This is a genomic window from 'Nostoc azollae' 0708, assembly GCF_000196515.1.
GTDB lineage: Bacteria > Cyanobacteriota > Cyanobacteriia > Cyanobacteriales > Nostocaceae > Trichormus_B > Trichormus_B azollae.
Map to the genome: position 1 here is coordinate 1,523,244 of NC_014248.1, position 18,728 is coordinate 1,541,971.

General features: G+C 37.8%; 12 protein-coding genes and 6 pseudogenes. 12 read left to right on the forward strand and 6 right to left on the reverse strand.

What is annotated here, in order from left to right; genetic code table 11:
- Positions 1-164 precede the first annotated feature (164 nt).
- Positions 165-923 (forward strand): peptidylprolyl isomerase, encoded by a 759-nt coding sequence (locus AAZO_RS06975; protein WP_013190693.1) that lies wholly within the window; start codon positions 165-167, stop codon positions 921-923.
- A complete protein-coding gene (locus tag AAZO_RS06980; protein ID WP_013190694.1) occupies positions 872-3,550 on the forward strand; it encodes a peptidase domain-containing ABC transporter in 2,679 nt (892 codons plus the stop codon). The genes AAZO_RS06975 and AAZO_RS06980 overlap by 52 nt, the downstream gene beginning before the upstream one ends.
- A gap of 287 nt (positions 3,551-3,837) precedes the next feature.
- Here AAZO_RS06980 and AAZO_RS37290 read toward each other — a convergent pair whose 3' ends face one another.
- Complete coding sequence (locus tag AAZO_RS37290; RefSeq protein ID WP_013190695.1) at positions 3,838-3,981, reverse strand: hypothetical protein; 144 nt, start codon at positions 3,979-3,981, stop codon at positions 3,838-3,840.
- A 507-nt stretch (positions 3,982-4,488) separates the two neighbouring features.
- On the opposite strand from AAZO_RS37290, the pseudogene AAZO_RS37295 reads away from it, so the two are divergent.
- Positions 4,489-4,713: pseudogene (locus AAZO_RS37295) on the forward strand (hypothetical protein); the annotation flags it as partial.
- Positions 4,714-4,775: 62 nt separating this feature from the next.
- Here AAZO_RS37295 and AAZO_RS06995 read toward each other — a convergent pair.
- Positions 4,776-5,207 carry a hypothetical protein gene (locus AAZO_RS06995; RefSeq protein WP_013190697.1) on the reverse strand — a complete coding sequence of 144 codons (432 nt, stop codon included), beginning with the start codon at positions 5,205-5,207 and terminating at the stop codon, positions 4,776-4,778.
- Between the two features lie 320 nt (positions 5,208-5,527).
- On the opposite strand from AAZO_RS06995, the gene psbQ reads away from it, so the two are divergent.
- From psbQ to AAZO_RS07010, 3 genes and pseudogenes are all read left to right on the forward strand, one after another.
- A complete protein-coding gene (gene psbQ, locus AAZO_RS07000; protein WP_013190698.1) occupies positions 5,528-5,989 on the forward strand; it encodes a photosystem II protein PsbQ in 462 nt (153 codons plus the stop codon).
- A 144-nt stretch (positions 5,990-6,133) separates the two neighbouring features.
- Positions 6,134-7,273 carry an NAD(P)/FAD-dependent oxidoreductase gene (locus tag AAZO_RS07005; protein ID WP_013190699.1) on the forward strand — a complete coding sequence of 380 codons (1,140 nt, stop codon included), beginning with the start codon at positions 6,134-6,136 and terminating at the stop codon, positions 7,271-7,273.
- A 297-nt stretch (positions 7,274-7,570) separates the two neighbouring features.
- Positions 7,571-8,395, forward strand: a pseudogene (locus AAZO_RS07010) (alpha/beta fold hydrolase).
- 128 nt (positions 8,396-8,523) lie between these two features.
- Here the strand turns inward: AAZO_RS07010 and AAZO_RS42335 are convergent.
- The 4 genes and pseudogenes from AAZO_RS42335 to AAZO_RS43455 form a co-directional block, all read right to left on the reverse strand.
- Positions 8,524-8,742, reverse strand: a complete 219-nt coding sequence (locus AAZO_RS42335; protein ID WP_013190700.1) for a hypothetical protein — start codon at positions 8,740-8,742, stop codon at positions 8,524-8,526.
- 115 nt (positions 8,743-8,857) lie between these two features.
- Positions 8,858-9,249 (reverse strand): annotated as a pseudogene (locus tag AAZO_RS07015) (IS1634 family transposase); the annotation flags it as partial.
- A 9-nt stretch (positions 9,250-9,258) separates the two neighbouring features.
- A pseudogene (locus tag AAZO_RS29240) lies at positions 9,259-10,084 on the reverse strand (IS5 family transposase).
- 82 nt (positions 10,085-10,166) lie between these two features.
- Positions 10,167-11,426 (reverse strand): annotated as a pseudogene (locus tag AAZO_RS43455) (IS1634 family transposase); the annotation flags it as partial.
- Positions 11,427-11,669: 243 nt separating this feature from the next.
- On the opposite strand from AAZO_RS43455, the gene AAZO_RS43460 reads away from it, so the two are divergent.
- The 6 genes and pseudogenes from AAZO_RS43460 to AAZO_RS07055 all read left to right on the forward strand — a co-directional run bounded on the left by AAZO_RS43460 (position 11,670) and on the right by AAZO_RS07055 (position 18,692).
- A complete protein-coding gene (locus AAZO_RS43460; protein ID WP_420807045.1) occupies positions 11,670-11,774 on the forward strand; it encodes a GIY-YIG nuclease family protein in 105 nt (34 codons plus the stop codon).
- A 348-nt stretch (positions 11,775-12,122) separates the two neighbouring features.
- Positions 12,123-12,686: a protoporphyrinogen oxidase HemJ gene (hemJ, locus tag AAZO_RS07035; RefSeq protein WP_013190702.1), complete on the forward strand. Its 564-nt coding sequence runs from the start codon at positions 12,123-12,125 to the stop codon at positions 12,684-12,686.
- Positions 12,687-13,159: 473 nt separating this feature from the next.
- Positions 13,160-14,538, forward strand: a pseudogene (locus AAZO_RS29255) (IS66 family transposase).
- Positions 14,539-14,641: 103 nt separating this feature from the next.
- The gene (locus AAZO_RS07045; RefSeq protein WP_013190703.1) at positions 14,642-15,502 is read left to right on the forward strand and encodes a DUF6671 family protein; all 861 of its coding nucleotides are present in this window, start codon (positions 14,642-14,644) and stop codon (positions 15,500-15,502) included.
- Positions 15,503-16,254: 752 nt separating this feature from the next.
- Positions 16,255-17,604, forward strand: a complete 1,350-nt coding sequence (gene mgtE / locus AAZO_RS07050) for a magnesium transporter (protein ID WP_013190704.1) — start codon at positions 16,255-16,257, stop codon at positions 17,602-17,604.
- 92 nt (positions 17,605-17,696) lie between these two features.
- The gene (locus AAZO_RS07055) at positions 17,697-18,692 is read left to right on the forward strand and encodes an aspartate carbamoyltransferase catalytic subunit (RefSeq protein ID WP_013190705.1); all 996 of its coding nucleotides are present in this window, start codon (positions 17,697-17,699) and stop codon (positions 18,690-18,692) included.
- Positions 18,693-18,728 lie beyond the last annotated feature (36 nt).

Sequence of the window (18,728 nt, forward strand, 5' to 3'; positions counted from 1 at the left end):
TATACTTGCGATTGATACTTTTTATGTAAATTTTGTAACTATTTATTTTTTGTCTATCTAATTCATAGAATCTTTATCATTATGAACCATAATTTCTTGCGGTTTTATCTATTATTTAATGGAAAACTTGTATAGATTTTTAGCGTTGTCCTCATATTTATTTCATGGAACCTTCATCATTTTTTACAATCAATGACGAACAAATCGACCTTTATCAAGTAATTCAGTATTTACAAGTCTCTGGTAAACTGAATCAGTTTATTAGTGATGTTCTGCGTCAGTACGTCTTGGAACAAGAACTAGAAACCAGAAATGATATCGAGATTAGTACGGCATTAATTGAACAAGCAATAATTGATTATCGCTTAAAAAACCAACTCACAGATCCTGAACAATTCCAAAAATGGTTAAAAAACAATGGTAGTGATTACGCTACATTTCATGCTTCAGTTACATTTAGCTTCAAATTAGAAAAACTGAAGGCGTTAATTGTAGAACCAAAACTACCAGAATACTTTATTGAACGCAAGATTTATTTAGATAGAGTGGTACTCTCTCGGATTATGGTCGATAACCGAGAACTAGCGGAAGAACTACACACTCAAATTGAAGAAGGTGGTAGTTTTGAACAACTAGCAAAAGAGTATTCATTAGCAGATGAGCGAATTTTTAACGGGATGATGGGTCCTATTAGTAGGGGTAGTTTACCGGATATATTGCGGGCGGCTGTGGATGCTGCGACTCCCGGAAAACTGATAGGACCCATCGAATTAGAAGGGAGTTTAAGTTTGTTTAGATTAGAAAACATTCTGCCTGCATCTTTAGAGAATACTCAATTCAAACAATCACTACAAAATGAGTTATTTGAAAAATGGCTAGGGGAGAAAATTCAAAACCTGACAGTCAAATTACAAGTGAGCTAAATATTCTGGATAATCAATCTCTACAAGTAAATGTGCTAGATACTGTACCCTGGAATCAACCTCCATTATGCTGGTTAACTCCTCAACAACAAACCCGATTAAAGAATCAGTCAGAAATCCACCAATATAAACTTGGAGGAAAAATTTGGTCAAAAGAAACAGGAGAATGTCAATTTTTGATTGTTACTGGTAAAGTCCGTTTACGGGATGAAATGAGTAAACCTGTAGTCACTCTACAGGAGGGAGATTGGTTTGGTGATTGTCAGCCAAGATTTATTAATTGCAAAGCTGTAGCTGCTAGTAAGGAAGTAGTAACTGTGTGTTGGAATTCATCACTGTGGGCGAAGTTTTCTAACCCTCAAATTGATGAATTTTGGAATTTGAAAGGTGAAAAAATAGGTGCCAGGGAACAAAGGGAAGAAGGAGGAATTTCTTCTTCACCTACTTCATCTCCTTCATTTTCTTTACTGTCACCTTCTGAACTGTTACCTCCTGCACCCACACCTGTAATTTCTAACTATCCTTTTGTCTCAAGTGGAAATACTGCGGCTGCTTCTTTAGTCATGGTGGCACAATATTTAAATATTGCTGTACAACTGGAATGGGTGCAACGTCAACTGCGGGGACAACGCCCAAAAAATGTGATAGAAACGGCAGAAAAGTTAGGGCTAGTTTTCCGACAGTTACAGATAAGTTGGGATGAATTACGACAGCTATCATTTCCAGCTTTACTACTGTGGAAATCTGACTCTATTAGTAGTTGGGTTGTAGCTTATGGGATGAAAGGTAATTGTTTAATTATTGCCAATCCTCTCAACTTTGAATGTGAATATTTAACCAAATCAGTAGTAGAATCTTGTTGGGATGGGAAATTATGGCAAGCAGAATTAATTTGCAAACAAGATAAATTTAATCTTTCTTGGTTTATTCCCGCAATTTGGAAATATCGGGTATTGTTAGGTGAAGTATTGCTGGCTTCCTTCACTTTGCAATTGTTGGGTTTGACTTCACCATTAATCACCCAAGTTATCATTGATAAAGTTATGGTGCAGGAGAGTTTAGCCACTCTCAATGTTATGGCCATCGCACTGTTGTTAGTCGCTATATTTGAATCTATCCTGGGTATGCTGCGGCTATTTATCTTTACCCACACAGCACGGCGTTTAGATTTGAGTTTATCAGCCCAACTTTTTCGCCATTTAATTCGTTTACCCTTGGCTTATTTTGAGTCTAGGAGAGTGGGAGATACAATAGCCAGAGTTCAGGAATTGGAACAAATTCGCCAATTTCTCACGGGTACAGCTTTAACGGTCATTCTCGATAGTATCTTTGCTGTGGTGTATCTGGGATTGATGTTTTATTACAACATTCCCTTGACATTTGTGGCCTTAGCTGTATTACCATTATTTGCAACTTTAACAATTGTTGCTACACCAATTTTACGAACTTGGCTAAATGAAACCTTTAACCGCAGTGCTGATAGTCAATCATTTTTGGTAGAGACAGTCACGGGTATTCATTCAGTCAAAGCCCATGCAGCAGAACCAGTCGCAAGGGAACGATGGGAAGGCTTATTTGCTCGCTTTATCCGCACTGGGTTTAAAGCTTCCACAACCTCAAATATTAGCAGTAACATAGGTGATTTTCTTACCAATTTCTCGACATTGCTAATACTTTGGTTTGGTGCAAAATTAGTGATTGACCATCAACTTACAGTTGGTCAATTAATCGCCTTTCAAATGTTATCGGGGAGAGTCACAGGACCCTTATTACGTCTAGTGCAGTTGTGGCAAAATCTTCAACAGGTGCTATTATCAGTAGACCGCATTGGTGATATTCTTAACACTGCACCAGAAGCGGAAACAGGAACAGGTTTAGTATTACCACCTCTCAAAGGTGAAGTTAATTTTGATCAAGTTTTCTTTCGCTACAGTCCCAATACCGAACCCGTATTGAAAGGAATTTATTTTGATGTTGAACCAGGACAGTTTGTAGGAATTGTAGGACGTAGTGGTTCTGGTAAAAGTACCATTTCCAAACTTTTACAACGCCTTTATCAAATTGAATCAGGACGAATCCTTATTGATGGTTTTGATCTCAAAAGTTCTGATTTAACATCTTTACGTCAACAAATTGGCGTGGTTCTCCAAGAAGACTTTTTATTTAATGGTTCTATCTTGGAAAATATCAGTTTAGGAAATCCAGATATTACCGCCGAAGAAGTTGTAGAAGCTGCAAAATTAGCCGTAGCACATGATTTTATCAGCCAACTACCTTACGGTTACGAAAGCAACGTTGGTGAAAGAGGTACAGCTTTATCTGGTGGACAAAGACAAAGAATAGCTTTAGCAAGGTTATTTATTTCTTCAGCACCAATTTTGATTTTAGATGAAGCAACTAGCGCCTTAGATAGTGAAACAGAACAGCAAGTTTTACAAAACTTGCGAAAAGTTTCAGCTAACCGCACCGTGTTTTTAATTGCTCACCGTTTTGCACCTTTGAAACGTGCAGATTTAATATTAGTAATGGAAAAAGGTATCATTGCTGAACGGGGTACACACGCGGGATTATTGGAACAAAAAGGTCTGTATTGGTCACTTTATCAACGACAACAGGCGAATATTTAACTTAAAGACGTTCCTAGTACCGCCGTGAATTTAAAATGCTTCTTTCATAAGAGCTAAGCTAACAAAATAGTGCTTCCAGCAGGCTGCGCAACAAAATTCAAAATGTATACGTTGTAAGCCTGTCAGAGATGTGGAATTGTTGGTTTATTTACGCCGTACTGTTCTAGTGAAAGTCTCTACTTAATTTCTTGCTTAGAGGTTGTGATTATTTTGCAACATTTGGTGCAATTGTCTTGGAAAATAACGGAAACAACCTCACTTGCTGAAAGCTTTACAAACCATATCTATTAAAGTGAGGGATTATGTTGATAATCCCAGTATTTATCATTACGCCAAACTTTACCATTTTTCTGACATCTTTCTTGGTCTTTAATACCAGGAATTGAGGTAGGGTGAATAGTGTTACATCCAGCTAAAACATAAGACATCATGAAGGAACCTGTATAGAAACCACAAAATATTAGAGTTCCAAAAAAAACGTAAAGATGATCTACTTAACAGCAGATAAAATAGAGGATTTGAGTTTTTTACCATGGCTAGGCAAACGCATATATTTCCTCAGTGTAGTGTTGACGGTAGATAACACACTGGTAATGTTTACAGGTTGATTAATTTGATTTGTAGAATTTATTTATGGCAGAAAATCAGAGTTATTTCTGTTATGTGGTAAATCTGTCAATCCGTTCGGGGAGTTAAAAATTAAAGATAATCAGTGGGGGCTTAAACCTGCCACTGATTGAAATTCAGGAGTCAGGAGTCAGGAGTCAGGAGTCAGGAGTTATGATAAAATTAGCTTTACCTAAACTTCCGAGAGAATGCTCCGGCCACACTGGAACGGTTGGCGTTTCGTTTTTAACCGTACTTGTGATATAATTACGTCAATGAGTTTGACGTAACAATGCTGGTATTTGAGGCAAAGTTGGAAGGAACAAAGAAGCAGTACCAGAACTCATATTTGCCCCTATGACGGACATATACAGGATAGAGATTGGAACGCTGCACGAAACATACTTGAGATAAAACTCCGTACCGTGGGGTACACTGGAACGCCAGCCCTGAGTGCAGTCGAAGGGTTAATCACCTCTGGAGATATCGACCTCTACTTGGGTCCAGAAATCCCTCCAAGTAAGTCGAGTCGTGGAAAGAGGAAACCCAAGAAATGATTTTTGGAATCCCCCCCTAACCCTTGTGGGTCTAGCAGTAGGAGGATGTAAATTATCGCCTTCTATAAAGGGGAATTGAGGTTAAATACTTCTAAAATTTGCCGGCAAATTTTTTTAAGTTTTTCGCCAACATCAGGGGAGGGTAGGGATTCACCTAAAAAATTCCATTGGTCTACGGTTGAAAGTCGCCATACTTGGCCACGATGGTCAAATCCTGATACTTCAATACCAATGGCTCGCCGCGATTTATTGATGGAATCTTGATAAAACCGGATTTGAATTAAAATGCTGCGGCTGCTCCAAGATTTGCTAATTCCGGGAAAGTGAAACCCGATGTCTATAGAATCTGGATCTACTAATTCCCTAGTTTCTAGATCATTTTGCCAGGGTTTAAGATCCGATTTGGCATCAGGAAACTCAAATTTAAATAAATTTACTACGGCAGCAATCTTGCTGGCCAGTTCAAGGTTTGTTGCCTGTTCCGCTGCATTCACGTCAAAACTCTCCTAATCGTGCATCGGCCTGTGGGGCATTTGAAAACGGAAAAACCGCCATAAGGCTTATATTATTAGTGTTTCAGCTTATCAAGAAGATTGGAAATTTAGCAAGTGTGAATGAATATTCCCTCATATTTTCTGGGGCAATTATACATAAAAAACGTCTCTAAGCACTAACAACTCTGCCTTGTGACTGGGGAGACAACAATTTTTCTAGTGGGGTTTGGCGAATTTTCTATAAAAACCTTTGTTGACTGGAACGATAAATTACAATAACACTGTAAAGCTGCAAACAAACAGTAAATTAATTTACGTTTATGGTGCGTCAACGCTCTATTTTGTCACTGATTCTTGTACTATTGACCACATTCCTAATCAGCTGTGGCAATCCTAGTGTTGCTACTGCACCTCCATCTTACACATCTGCTCAACTGGTGAAAATTCAGGAATATATTCCTGATATTCAGGTGGTGCGCGATCGCTCAGAAGAACTGAAAAACCTGATTCAAAGCGGTGAATGGATTAAGGTGGGTAATTTTATTCATGGCCCCATGACCGAAGCTAGGCTAAATATGACTTATGTCATCCCCAACCTAGTACCCCAAGACCAACCTAAAGGTAGACAGATTACCAAGGATTTATTGGGTCATCTTGTGAAAATTGACCAAGCGGCTAGTATAGGTAACACTAGTCTGGCGTTAAGTAACTACAAAGATGCTTTTGCCGATGTTGACAAGTTCCTACAATTGATTCCAGAAAAAGGTGACAGTGAACAGTAAAAAGTGAACAGTGAACGGACGTGTCTACTGATAACTGATAACTGAATAACTCTGAGTCTTGAGTCACAAAACACTAGGGTAATGGAGTGATAGGGTGAAGGGGAAAACTCTTCACCCTATCACTCCTCTCTGTTAACAAAAGTCATGAATGTAGTAATTATCGGTTGTGGTGTAGTTGGGGCTGCGATCGCCTATCAACTCAGTCAAGTTAAAGGTCTAAATATCACTGTTTTCGACCAAAACCAACCAGCACAAGCTTCAACAGGTGCTGCTCTTGGTGTTTTAATGGGCGTAATCAGCCATAAAATCAAGGGTAAAGCTTGGCAAATGCGCCAAGAAAGCATTCAACGTTATGAAACTTTGATTCCTGAACTAGAAGGGATTACAGGGCGCAAAATTCCTTGTAACCGTCAGGGAATTGTGATGCTGTTGTCGGAAGACTCAGAACACCCTTTAGCCAGTGGTGTGGAAGCGATTACAGAATGGGAACAGTTGCGGGAAATTCGTAAAGCTCAAGGTTGGCAGTTAGCTGTTTGGGACAAAGATAAACTTCAGAAATTTTGTCCACAAATTAATCATCCCACTATTATTGGTGCTGTCTACTCTCCTCAAGACCGTCAACTAAATCCTACAGCTTTAACATTAGCTTTTGTCGATGCGGCTCAACGCAATGGCGTAAAATTTAAATTTGGTGTGGCTGTAAACAATAAACAAGCTCCATCTTCTCAATTAATACAGATATTACCGAGATTTACTGAGCAACTTAAATCTATTGAAACTTCAGAGGGTACAGTTAACGCTGACTGGTTTATTGTCGCTGCTGGCTTGGGTTCAACTGCCATAACTGCACAATTAAATCACAAGGTGCATATCCGTCCGGTTTTAGGGCAAGCCTTATACCTCAGTTTAGGACGAATTTTAGGAAATCCTGATTTTCAACCAGTGATTACTGGTAATGATATCCATCTTGTACCTATGGGTAGTGGTGATTATTGGGTGGGTGCAACGGTTGAATTTCCCAATGATGCAGATGAGATATTTGCAAACAAAGAGTTGCTGGAATCTTTGCAAAAACAAGCGCTCGCATTTTGTCCAGATTTAGCTTCAGCCAAAGTTGTCCGCACTTGGTCTGGTTTACGTCCCCGTCCCGAAAATCGTCCAGCACCTGTGATTGATAAACTTCCTGGTTTTAGCAATGTCTTGTTGGCTACTGGTCACTATCGCAACGGTGTTTTACTCGCACCTGCCACAGCTTTAGCAGTGCAGAATATGATCATTTCTTAAGGTTCCTAATAGCAGGTCACAGGTGATAGGTGACGGGTTAATTAATATTATTTTTAATTTAATTCTGTAGAACCTTAAACCCTGTAAATCCTGATTTAGATAAAATATTTGATGATAGTTCTTCCTTATCCACATCTAGCAGATCAGGTTTTGAGATTGAAGTCAAAGGGTATCTCTCTTTCTTATAATGCGAGACTTTTCGTAAAAATTCTCTTACCTATTTGTAGGATGATAAAAGACAATTCAGTATTAAGGCATCTGTGCGATGCTGTTGCATTTTCAGGATAGGAAAATAAAGTGTCAATTCAAGAACACAAAATAACAGTAAATTGATTAGAATGGTTCTATCGGGAAGCTGAAGCGATTGCTAAAAGTGACTTATTACCAGTGGTATTGCTACATGGCATAGTTCCACAAACTTATAGCTGGAGAAATATTATACCAGCATTGGCAGCACAAGGAACAAGAGTGCTCACACCAGATTGGATTGGTTACGGCTTTTCTAGTAAACCCGAAAAACAGGATTCTGCGTACACTCCCGACGCATTTATCAAAGCTTTAGATGATTTTATCCAAGCAATAGAAATAGAACGTTTTTCCTTAGTCGTGCAAGAATTTTTAGTATTGCGGTATCCTGAAAAAATTGCCAACATTGCGATTTTAAATACACCAGTTTTCACATCTGCTAAATTACCTTGTAAAATCAAACAAGTGGGATTACGATTAGCAGGTGAAGTCATGACAGAAGACCGATCATTAGTGGATAGAACCTTAGAAGGTGGTTGTTGCTATCTCATCGAAGATAAAGATTTAGATATTTATAGAAAACCATTCTTAAAAAGTTCTTCATCTGGTCGTAGTCTGCTTTGGACAATTAGAAATTTACAACTAGACAAAGCAATGACAGAAATAGAAACTAGGTTTAAAGAATGGCAGAGACCAATTTTCTTACAATGGGGAATGATTGACCCTTGGTTATCTGTAGATATTGGTGAAAGTTTCGTTAAATCTGTCCCTGATGGGGAATTAATTAAACTCAACAATCTTGGACATTATCCCCAGGAAAATTATCAAGAAAGGATTTTACAAGACGTTTTACCCTTTGTACGTCGTTCAGGATGAAATTAGCTAATTATAGAGATGTTTCATGTAGCGGAAGCTTACCATAGGATAACGTCTCTACATTTTTAATGATTTTTGTTTGTATATCGTACCTTTGAGCCTGTTAATTTAACGATTATGAACCAATATTATCCCACATTCGGCACCATAAAGTGCCACAGAGAGAAATTACGGAGACAAAAAATCCAAGGGAGCATGAAAACAAACATATGCAGTGAAAAAAGGCATTGGAGAAACAGTAAAGCACCAAAAATAGTATCAAAAGCTATCCTCAATAAGGAGCAATAAGAAAGAACACCCCCCAGAGGAGTCAACAGATAAATGAAGATATTCAAGAGATAAATCATAACTTAGACTCATAGATTGAAGTAAAAAAAGAAATTATGGACATAGTAAAATAGAGCTATAAATCAACGACATTAGGTTATTCTCTGATAGAAATTAAATTAATAGAGAAGAAAATTAGGTAAGTAATTGATAGTAGGGAAAACAATGCTCTGGTAAAAGATTCACAATAAAATCTCTCTCTTGAGTCCAGTAACAGATGTGTTTTTCTTGGTTAAGTGTAACTAAATGAATAGACTGAAAGTATGGAAAAATCCAGCGTAAAGTGGGGCGGTCAGTTGGTTTGCCCAATTGACTTTTTACTGTTGATTTAGACTCTCTCAAAGGGGTTCTAATTTGTCGTTGCCCTAAAGTATAAACCAGCAGATATAAACCCATAATCATTCCCAGGGACTCTATTCTCTCTGGACTTTTTAGGAAAATACTGTCTGCAAAAATAATGGGTCTTTGAGAAAAGCAAACCCTCTCTGGCAAGACTGTTGAGCTTTATATTCACTCAAGATGGAGTCAGAGATGATTTATAAAGTAAATGTTGAGGAGACAAGAGGAAGTAGCATAATTCTAGCCATAAGAGCATATATAGACCCTTCCCTCATTTGTGTTAAACGCTCATAATCCTTGCTTAGACGATGATATTGGTTAAACCACCCAAATGTTCTTTCTACTACCCAGGGTTGTGGTAAAACTTTAAATTCTTGCTCAGTAGGTCCTATGACTTCAACATGAGCTTGAATCATGAACCAAACTGCAAGTGCAAATTTATCACCGTCATAACCGGAATCAACCCATAAAACCTGGACTTTTTCCAATAATTCTGTGGGTTCCTCTAGCAGTTCCATTAGTGCATAGGCAGCAAGTATTCGTTCTGGGGCATTCGCTTCACTAACAACAACTTTCAACACAAGTCCCAGGCTATCAACTAAAGTCTGCCCCTTTCTTCCTTTTACCTTTTTACATCCGTCAAAACCATACACATCCCCTTTTTTTGGTCAGTGTTGACCGACTGACTGTCTGCGGCGAGCGCGGTAGGTTGTGTTGATTTACCTAATTTCGAGCGAACTTGACCACCCAATGTATGGTTGAATTTTTCCCGAACCCCCTGGCCCTGCCATTTACTGTAATAGCTATATACCGTTGACCTTGGCGGGAAGTCACCTGGAAGCATATTCCATTGACATCCAGTTTTCAAATGATAATAGATGGAATTACATATTTCACCCATATCTGTTGTGGGTGGATGCCCTCCTTCTTTGCCTGGTGGAATCAATGGGGCTAGGATTTCCCACTCCATAGGATTTCCCACTCCATATCAGTTAAGTCTGTGAGGTAAGACTTTCGTTCCATGAGTAGCTATGTAAATACACTACATTTTATGTATCCTATCCTTCCAATATTCCTTTTCTACTCCCCTCTACATTTACTTTATCAATAGCCTCTCATGGGTAAGTTCATTGGAATCCAAAAGGTTTGTAGCAATAATAAAAGGCCATGCCCTCAGGAATTCTGTATTAATTTTACTTTTATTCTGGGAGACTGTAGCTGATATTTCAGAGGATATCTCTCCTGAACTATCTTTTTTCTTAGATTTGATTTGAGTAACTTTACTCTGGTTAATTTGGTGATATTTGAATTGTTTGAATAGTTTAGATAACCCCTTGATAGCATCAGCTTTACAAGCAAATTTTTCTGGTGATAATTTTTTCAAATCTTGCACAGCTTTTGATTGTGCCTTGGTAATTTTTTGTGAGAGTTTACCCAGGTCTGATTCTCTTCTTTCTTGACTTTGCACTACTAACCATCTTTGTTCTATTCCTGGATAATTTACTGTTTTTGAAGCTAGTTTATATCCGGGTAAGTTACTATCAACAAATTCTGGTTCTGGTAATGTTGATATTCATCATTGTGCTAATTCTACGCTTAATGGCACTGGATATAACCAGCTTAAATATGACATCATTCATCATTTTTAGACTTGATTCTGTATATAAGGCCCAGTCTGCTACTATGAGACTGTTAACTTTTAGTTAACTTTTAATTGTTTTTGGTACTCTACTGCTATTTTAGCAAAGCATGATGAATCTGCTTGGTTTCCCGATGCTAGTTATAAAAATATTGGTATGTCTCCATCTCCTGAACATATCATTTCTATGATGAACTGTTTTAACTCCGGTCTATGGTCACCAGAATAACCGTAGGTGATGGTTATTTCTTTTGGTGATTTTACTGCTAATTCTTCTATTTCTTGATTATTTCCTACTTTTTGACTCTCAAGTATTACTTCTGGTAAGCTGGTATTATATTGCCAATGTATGTGCATTTATGATGAGTCTAGATGCCCTGCTCATAGGGATACTCCAAATTTTGGGGCTGCTTTTAAGGCGACAACAAAAAATATTCTATCCAATCCTTTTATAAATAGTTTATCCATGACTCTCCCCAGTTTATCGTCCTTGAGATGTTCTGGTTTTACTCCTGCTCCTATTAGATGGTCACAGGGGATTGTTTCAAAATCTTGGGGAAACATATATAAGGGTTTTTATACAAATCCTAACCCGTTGATTATCATGGGTTTTACTACATGACCCGGACTTACTTTCTCTCCAATTTCAAGGATTATTTCTACTACTCCTATGGCGTCTATTATTCCTGCTACTATGCCTAAATGGTCTAGGTTTTGAATTTCCATTTTTTGAAGCTTTGATTTCACAAAAGAATTATCCACAACTCCTGTTGTGATTCAATCATTTCTTCTTCTGTTCTAATTTAATTTTTAAATCATTAAATTTTCTTTTCTTTTATCTTGTTTACAAAACTTTATTCTCTCACTCTATTGCCATTTTAATGATACTATTCTCATTAAGCCTTTTCTTCCTTGCAGGAGCCTTAGTTCATATGTACTACTATCTGTGACAGTTAGGGTACAGTTAGGGTGCGGAAGGTAGGATATTATGTCTACATAATCAGTAACAAATCAAAAAGCTTATACATAGGTGTCACCAATAATTTACATCGCAGAATATACGAGGATAAATAAGAACTTATACCAGAATTTACTGAAAAGTAAAATATTACTAAGCTCGTATTCTATGAAAAAAACTTCAGATATTCAAGCAGCTATCAAACGTGAGAAACAGATAAAAGGATGGTTAAGAACGAATAAAATATTACTAATTTAATCTATCAATCCTAATTGGCAAGATCTGAGTATTGAATGGTATGGAGAATAAGCAAATTACTATTCCATTTCAATGATAACCGCGTTGAGAATGACAAACTATTTAGAGTTCTTAACCTAATTTGTATCCTTGTCAACAATTACCGTAACCTCAATAATGAGAGTAAATGCAATCATCTGTAAATTGATTAAGGTAGGTTAGGATTCATGGCTTATTTATGGTTTAAAGCCTTTCACATTATCGGCTTTGTGGTTTGGTTTGCGGGATTATTCTACCTAGTGCGTCTGTTTATATACCATGTCGAAGCGAACCAAGAACCAGAACCAGCTAAAACGATACTGAAAAATCAGTATCAAATTATGGAAAAGCGTCTCTACCACATTATCACTATCCCAGGAATGATAGTCACGGTTGCGATGGCCATGGGTATTATTTCCACCAACCCAGACTTGTTAAAAGAAACTTGGTTACATTTTAAATTAGGATTTGTGGGTATTTTACTTATGTATCATCATTATTGTGGTAGGTTGATGAAACAGTTAGCCGCAGATGAATGTAAGTGGAGTGAACAACATTTGCGGGCTTTAAATGAAGCACCGACTTTGTTGTTAGTGGTAATTGTCATGTTGGCTATTTTCAAGAATAACCTACCTACAGATATCACTGCTTGGCTGGTTTTTGGGTTGGTGATTTTCATGGGTGTGAGTATTCAGATGTATGCCAAAATCCGCAGACGGAATAAAGAGAAGATGATCGTAGAGAGGAAATGAATCAAGTTAATCAAGTTCCCCAAACACAAAGTTAGTATAAAATAGGGATAAACAGGAGACTTGATTTTCTAGGATGGGTAGAGTGAAAGCAAAACCCATCAAATAATTTTTTGTGCTTATTGGTAATGTATATGGCGTGAGCTTTTCAGAGGTTTGGAATGGTTGGTTTATTTATGCCAAGCTGTACTATAGATCTAAACTTTTTTTCCTGGAAAACTATGTTTTACCGTAGGTTTGCTTGACCTAAGGAAACCCAACATTTCTAAAAAATAAAAATTTATCATAAAGTCCAATATTCAGAAATAATTCACCAACAACATCAAGAAATAAGCTTGCTTCCCGCAGGTTCAACCAATTTGGTTATTTATAAAATCGCCGTAAGGATTCAGGTGGTGGGGTATTGACAAGTGTGATAGGTGAGTGAGAATATAGCAGTTATGGAAAAGAAGCTGCCACCAAAACTAGACTGAAAGATATTGAAGCAGTTGGGAACAGAGCAACTGGTAGAAATCATTATTGACCAGGGGAAAAGTATAGAGAACCTAAGAAATAGAGTAGTAGAACTGGAAAAAGAAATAGAGAAACTCAAGGTCAGTATATATTTAGAGACCATAACATGATCCAAACCACCATCGGGAGACATCCTTAAGAAAACCGAGAACAAACAAGAAGAGCAACCAGAAGAAAACCAGACACCAAAACGGAAACCAGGAGGACAACCAGGGCATAGGGGAAAAAGGAGAAAGGTATTTGGTGGAGTAGATAGAATAAATTTGAGATAGTGGGACGGCAAGTGTGTGGATGGTGAGGTCAGGGGCAATTGTTTGGCGAACCAATAAAAATCCAAACACAACAAGTAGGGGAGTTGGTGGACAGGCCAATGGAAGTGGATTTGCAGTGTGTGTGCGGAAATACAAAGGCCACACTGGTCACCAGAGATAGTACCGGGACAAGATATAGGAATCACAGGACAAGCTTTTTTGGGATGGATCAATAACTAGGGCCATTGACCCTATGAAAAACAACACTTGTTGTTGTGGGAACTGGGTCAAATAGAAATTGGAGTGGGAACATTAGTAGGTACCAATGAAGGAATAGATAGTGCAGTGGCTTAAAGTATTCATAGCCTCAAACAGTGGATAAAACAAACCCAGCCTCATATCCTTGGGGATGAAACACCCTGGGTAGTTAAAGGGGTGAAACAATGGTTATGGATTGTTGCCAATAGTGACTTCCCTTTATTTCATGGGTCTGATACTCCTTGTCCTACCGAATTAGAATCCATTGTGGGTTCAAGTTACTCTGGTGTACTCAGTTCTGATGACTTTACTGCCTATAACGGTTATGCGGTCACAACTCAACATAAATGTCAGGCACATCTACCCTACCCCGTCACTTCAAGACACTAATCAAGATTCCTGGCTTCAATCACCAAAAAATTGGCACAAAATTCATGGACCTCATAGATGAAGGTTTTAAAAACTACCCTTTATTCCAACAAACCCAAAACCTTCATAAATTCTTGACTTGGCCATCCTAGTTTCAACCAAAAGTTGAATCTTCCATTCATTCATTGATCAAGCCCCAGGGGAAACTGGTAAACTTTTACCTTCCTTAGGTAATAGACCTTGATCATAATTTAGCTGAACCAAGGTTAGGTTTAGCACTGACACATCGAAAAGTCTGTGGTGGTTCTCTTTCTCTAGAGCTATTCCAACATCCTACCAATTGATTGACGGTTATACAAACTTGTCGCCGTCAAGCAGTTTCTCTAATTGAGTTTTTTGACCAACCTATGAAAGTCATGGTTCACCCTGCCTTGCATACACCTTCTTTAATCGCTCTACCTTAGACCTGAATTATTACTAATTTGGTTGGGTTGTGCTGTTGCGTAACTCAAGCTACAATTCTTTTAAAACCAAGCATATTGCTATTATCGGGGAGTCTCAACTGCAATGACGAAGCAATTATTTAATAACCGTGTGGCTGTTCTTTTAACCATGCACCAGAAAGAAAAAGTAATTGCCCCATTATTACAGCAAGAGTTAGGAATACAAGTCATAGTTCCGCAAAACGTTAACACCGATGCTTTTGGTACATTTACTAGAGAAATAAAACGTCAATATACACAAATTGCTACTGCGAAACTAAAAGCTGAGAAAGCTTTAGAAATAACAGGAGAAACTATAGCTATAGCTAGTGAGGGTAGTTTTGCTCCTCATCCCAGTTTTCCTTATATTTATGCTAATAGAGAAATTATTGTTTTTTTAGATCAAAAAAATGACTTAGAAATTATTGGTGAGGTATTTTCAACTGATACAAACTTTAATCATCAGGTTGTCAATAATTTACAAGCAGCAGAAGAATTTTCTAGTAAAGTTGGTTTTCCTGAACATGCTTTAGTTATTTGGTTCGAGAAATCAAATCCTGAAAATCCGCAAATTATTAAAGGTATCACGACAAAAGAAGGATTACAAGAATCTGTAAATTTCGCTTTAGAGAATTCACTAGATGGAAAGGTGCATATAGAAACAGATATGCGGGCGCTTTATAATCCGACGCGGATGAGAAATATCAAAAAAGCTACCCAAGATTTGCTAAATAAAATCAATAGTTATTGTCCTCAATGTTCTACACCTGGGTTCAGTATAGCTGAAAAAATCAAAGGTTTACCCTGTGAAATTTGTCATCAACCTACTTTCTTGAGTATGACGGTAATTTATCAATGTCGAAAATGTAATTTCAGGAAAGAAAAGTTATATCCTGAAGGTAAAAAGTTTGCAGATCCTGGACTATGTAACTATTGTAATCCTTAGATAAAAAATTAGACAACTGATAATTGGTAACTGATCTAATAAAGCCTCCTCTTGAACGGTTAATCACAAGAAGAGGTTTGGAGCTAAAGTCCGGTAGGGTAATCGGGCTATTTAATATTTAATATTGATTAGCTATTTCTCCAGTCCTCCTTTAGATAGATAAATCTTCAGCTGTTATTATATGTTGGTTTAATTAGATAAAAAGATCCCTCGCTTTCAGATATAAACGAGGGATTTTAGTATTAAAGTTCGTCAGGTGATCGGAATATTTAATTATTTAGTATTTATTGTATGTATGTTGATTCCTCCATGAGATAGATAAATGTTCCTTAACCAGTTGAAAATCGTATATTAAAGTACTTAAGATCAATTTGATAGAAAATAAAGGACAATTCTTAAGATAAGATTGTGTATAGTTTAATATTTTGATGCTAGAGGAACTTTTTAGGTTGATTGACTTGACCAGAGTTTTACAGTAGTAAAATCATGTACCATGAACACACATCCAGGCGAATGTATACTAGTGTGAAGTATACTAGTGTGAATTGTTACCAACAATAGATTAAGATTAGGGTTCTATACTATCAGCCCATTCCGGGTTACGATTGTAGGTTAGCAAAGCTTTGATTAAATATCAATATTGAGTTTTTAAGATTTTATGGACAAAAGTCCACCAGATGGCAGTAGTATCCTCCTCAACGCTTAGGCGAGATTGTCTCCCGGCGTGGGGGAGACATTAGGAGATGTTTATTATGCTCACACAAGATATTCGCAATTTATTGGATATTGCCGACTTAAATCAATTGAAATGTGATTTAAATAGTTTGCAACCAGTAGATGTAGGAGAGTATATTTCGGAATTGCCTGAAAAACAAAGGGCGATCGCATTTCGGGTACTGAATAAAACTCAGGCCATAGATGTCTTTGAGTATTTACCCACAGAAATACAGGAAGAATTGATTCACTCTCTCCACGATATCCAGGTGGTGCAACTTGTGGAGGAAATGAGTCCTGATGAAAGGGCAGAATTGTTTGATGAACTACCAGCAGGGGTAGTCAAACGGCTATTGCAACAACTTAGTAACGAACAAAGACAAGCTACTGCGACGATTCTCGGTTATCCTGAAGGGACTGCTGGGAGGGTAATGACGACTGAATATGTCCGGTTGCGACGGGGATTAACTGTTGGTGAAGCCTTAAGTAAAATCCGCTTGCAAGATGGAGATAAGGAAACAATTTACTATGCGTATGTCACAGATGATAATCGCACTTTAGTTAGTGTTGTTTCTTTACGACAGCTATTATTTACTTTTCCCGATGTTTTAATTAAAGATATTGCTAGTTCCCACGTTGTCAAAGTGAGAACAGAAAACTCACAGGAAGAGGTTGCCAGAATTATGCAACGTTATGATTTAATTGCGATTCCTGTAGTTGACAGAGAAGATCGATTAGTGGGAATTATTACCATTGATGATGTCATTGACATTTTAGAAGAAGAAGCTACAGAAGATATTCAAAAATTGGCAGGTGTAAGTGGTGATGAAGAAGCTTTATCTCCTCCTTTAGTAACGATTCGCAAACGCTTACCTTGGTTGTTAGCGATTATGGGATTATATATTGGTGCTGCTAGTGCGATCGCACCTTTTCAACAAGTAATTGCTGCTGTACCAGTTCTAGCCGTAATTATGCCCATATTTTCTAACACAGGTGGAACTGTGGGTATTCAAGCCTTAACCGTGACTATTCGCAGTTTAGGTGTAGGTGAAGTCACACCCGAAGATACTTTAAAAATCCTCCGTAAAGAACTTTTAGCCGGATTAGGTACAGCTATTGGGTTATGTATAACTATGATGCTACTTTCCTTAATTTGGGCTCAACCCCAAGAACGGTGGGTAGCATTAATTGCAGGAACAGTGATGGCAACTAATACAATGGTTGCCGTTACCCTGGGAACTTTATTACCAATGGGTCTGAAAAGGTTAAAGCTAGATCCTGCATTGGTGAGTGGTCCATTAGTGACAACAATGTTAGATACCATCGGCTTTTTAACCTTCCTCAGCATGATTTCCATTGCTTTAAAGGTATTCCACCTGCAAGCTTAATAGGTGAGTAATTGGTGATTAGCAATCATGAATTTCTCCTTATTACTGATTCACAATTAGATAAAATCGGCAATCTCAAATTCAAAGTCTTTATGTCTACTACTACCTGGACTCGTCATCATATTCTTTCCCTAGCTGACTTCACAACCAGCGAATATAACGCCGTTTTACAGACCGCTGCTTCATTTCAAGAAGTATTATCACGCCGAACCAAAAAGGTACCAACTCTACAGGGACAGGTGGTAGCAAACTTATTCTTTGAACCTTCAACGCGTACCCGCAGTAGTTTTGAGATAGCTGCTAAACGCTTAAGTGCAGATACCCTAAATTTCGCTGCTGCTACATCTTCCATGACCAAGGGAGAAACCATTCTGGATACAGCAAAGACCTATTTAGCGATGGGAACGGATATTATGGTAATTCGCCATAAAGAAGCAGGAGTACCCCATGTGATCGCCCAAGAAATGGATCGTTTAGGTGTAAAAGTTAGCGTCCTCAACGCAGGTGATGGACAACATGAACATCCATCCCAAGGATTACTTGATTTATTTACAATTTGTACATTAATTGATCCAGCACAACCCAGAATTGAATTATTAGAAGGCAAAAAAATAGCCATTGTTGGAGATATTCTCCATTCTCGCGTAGCCCGTTCTAATATTTGGAGTTTAATCGCTAGTGGTGCAGAAGTTTATCTAGCCGGACCTCCCACATTACTACCTAAATTCTTTGCTGAATATTTAGGACGCACAGAAAATTCTCAGCGTTTATTTACACATTGGCAACTAGAACCAGCCTTAGAAAACGCCGATTTTGTGATGACATTGCGTTTACAAAAAGAACGAATGACAGCGCATTTATTACCAAGTTTAAGAGAATACCATCAACTATTTGGCATTACCCGCAATAAATTAAAACTCTGTAAACCCAACGTTAAAGTTTTGCACCCAGGACCAGTAAATAGAGGTGTAGAAATTAGTTCTGATTTAATGGATGATCCTGAATTTAGCTTAATTCAATCTCAAGTAACGAGTGGTGTTGCTGTGCGAATGGCATTGTTGTATTTTATTGGTAGCGGTAGGGCTTAATTTATACGATTCAGACCAGACAAAAGTAGATTGAGT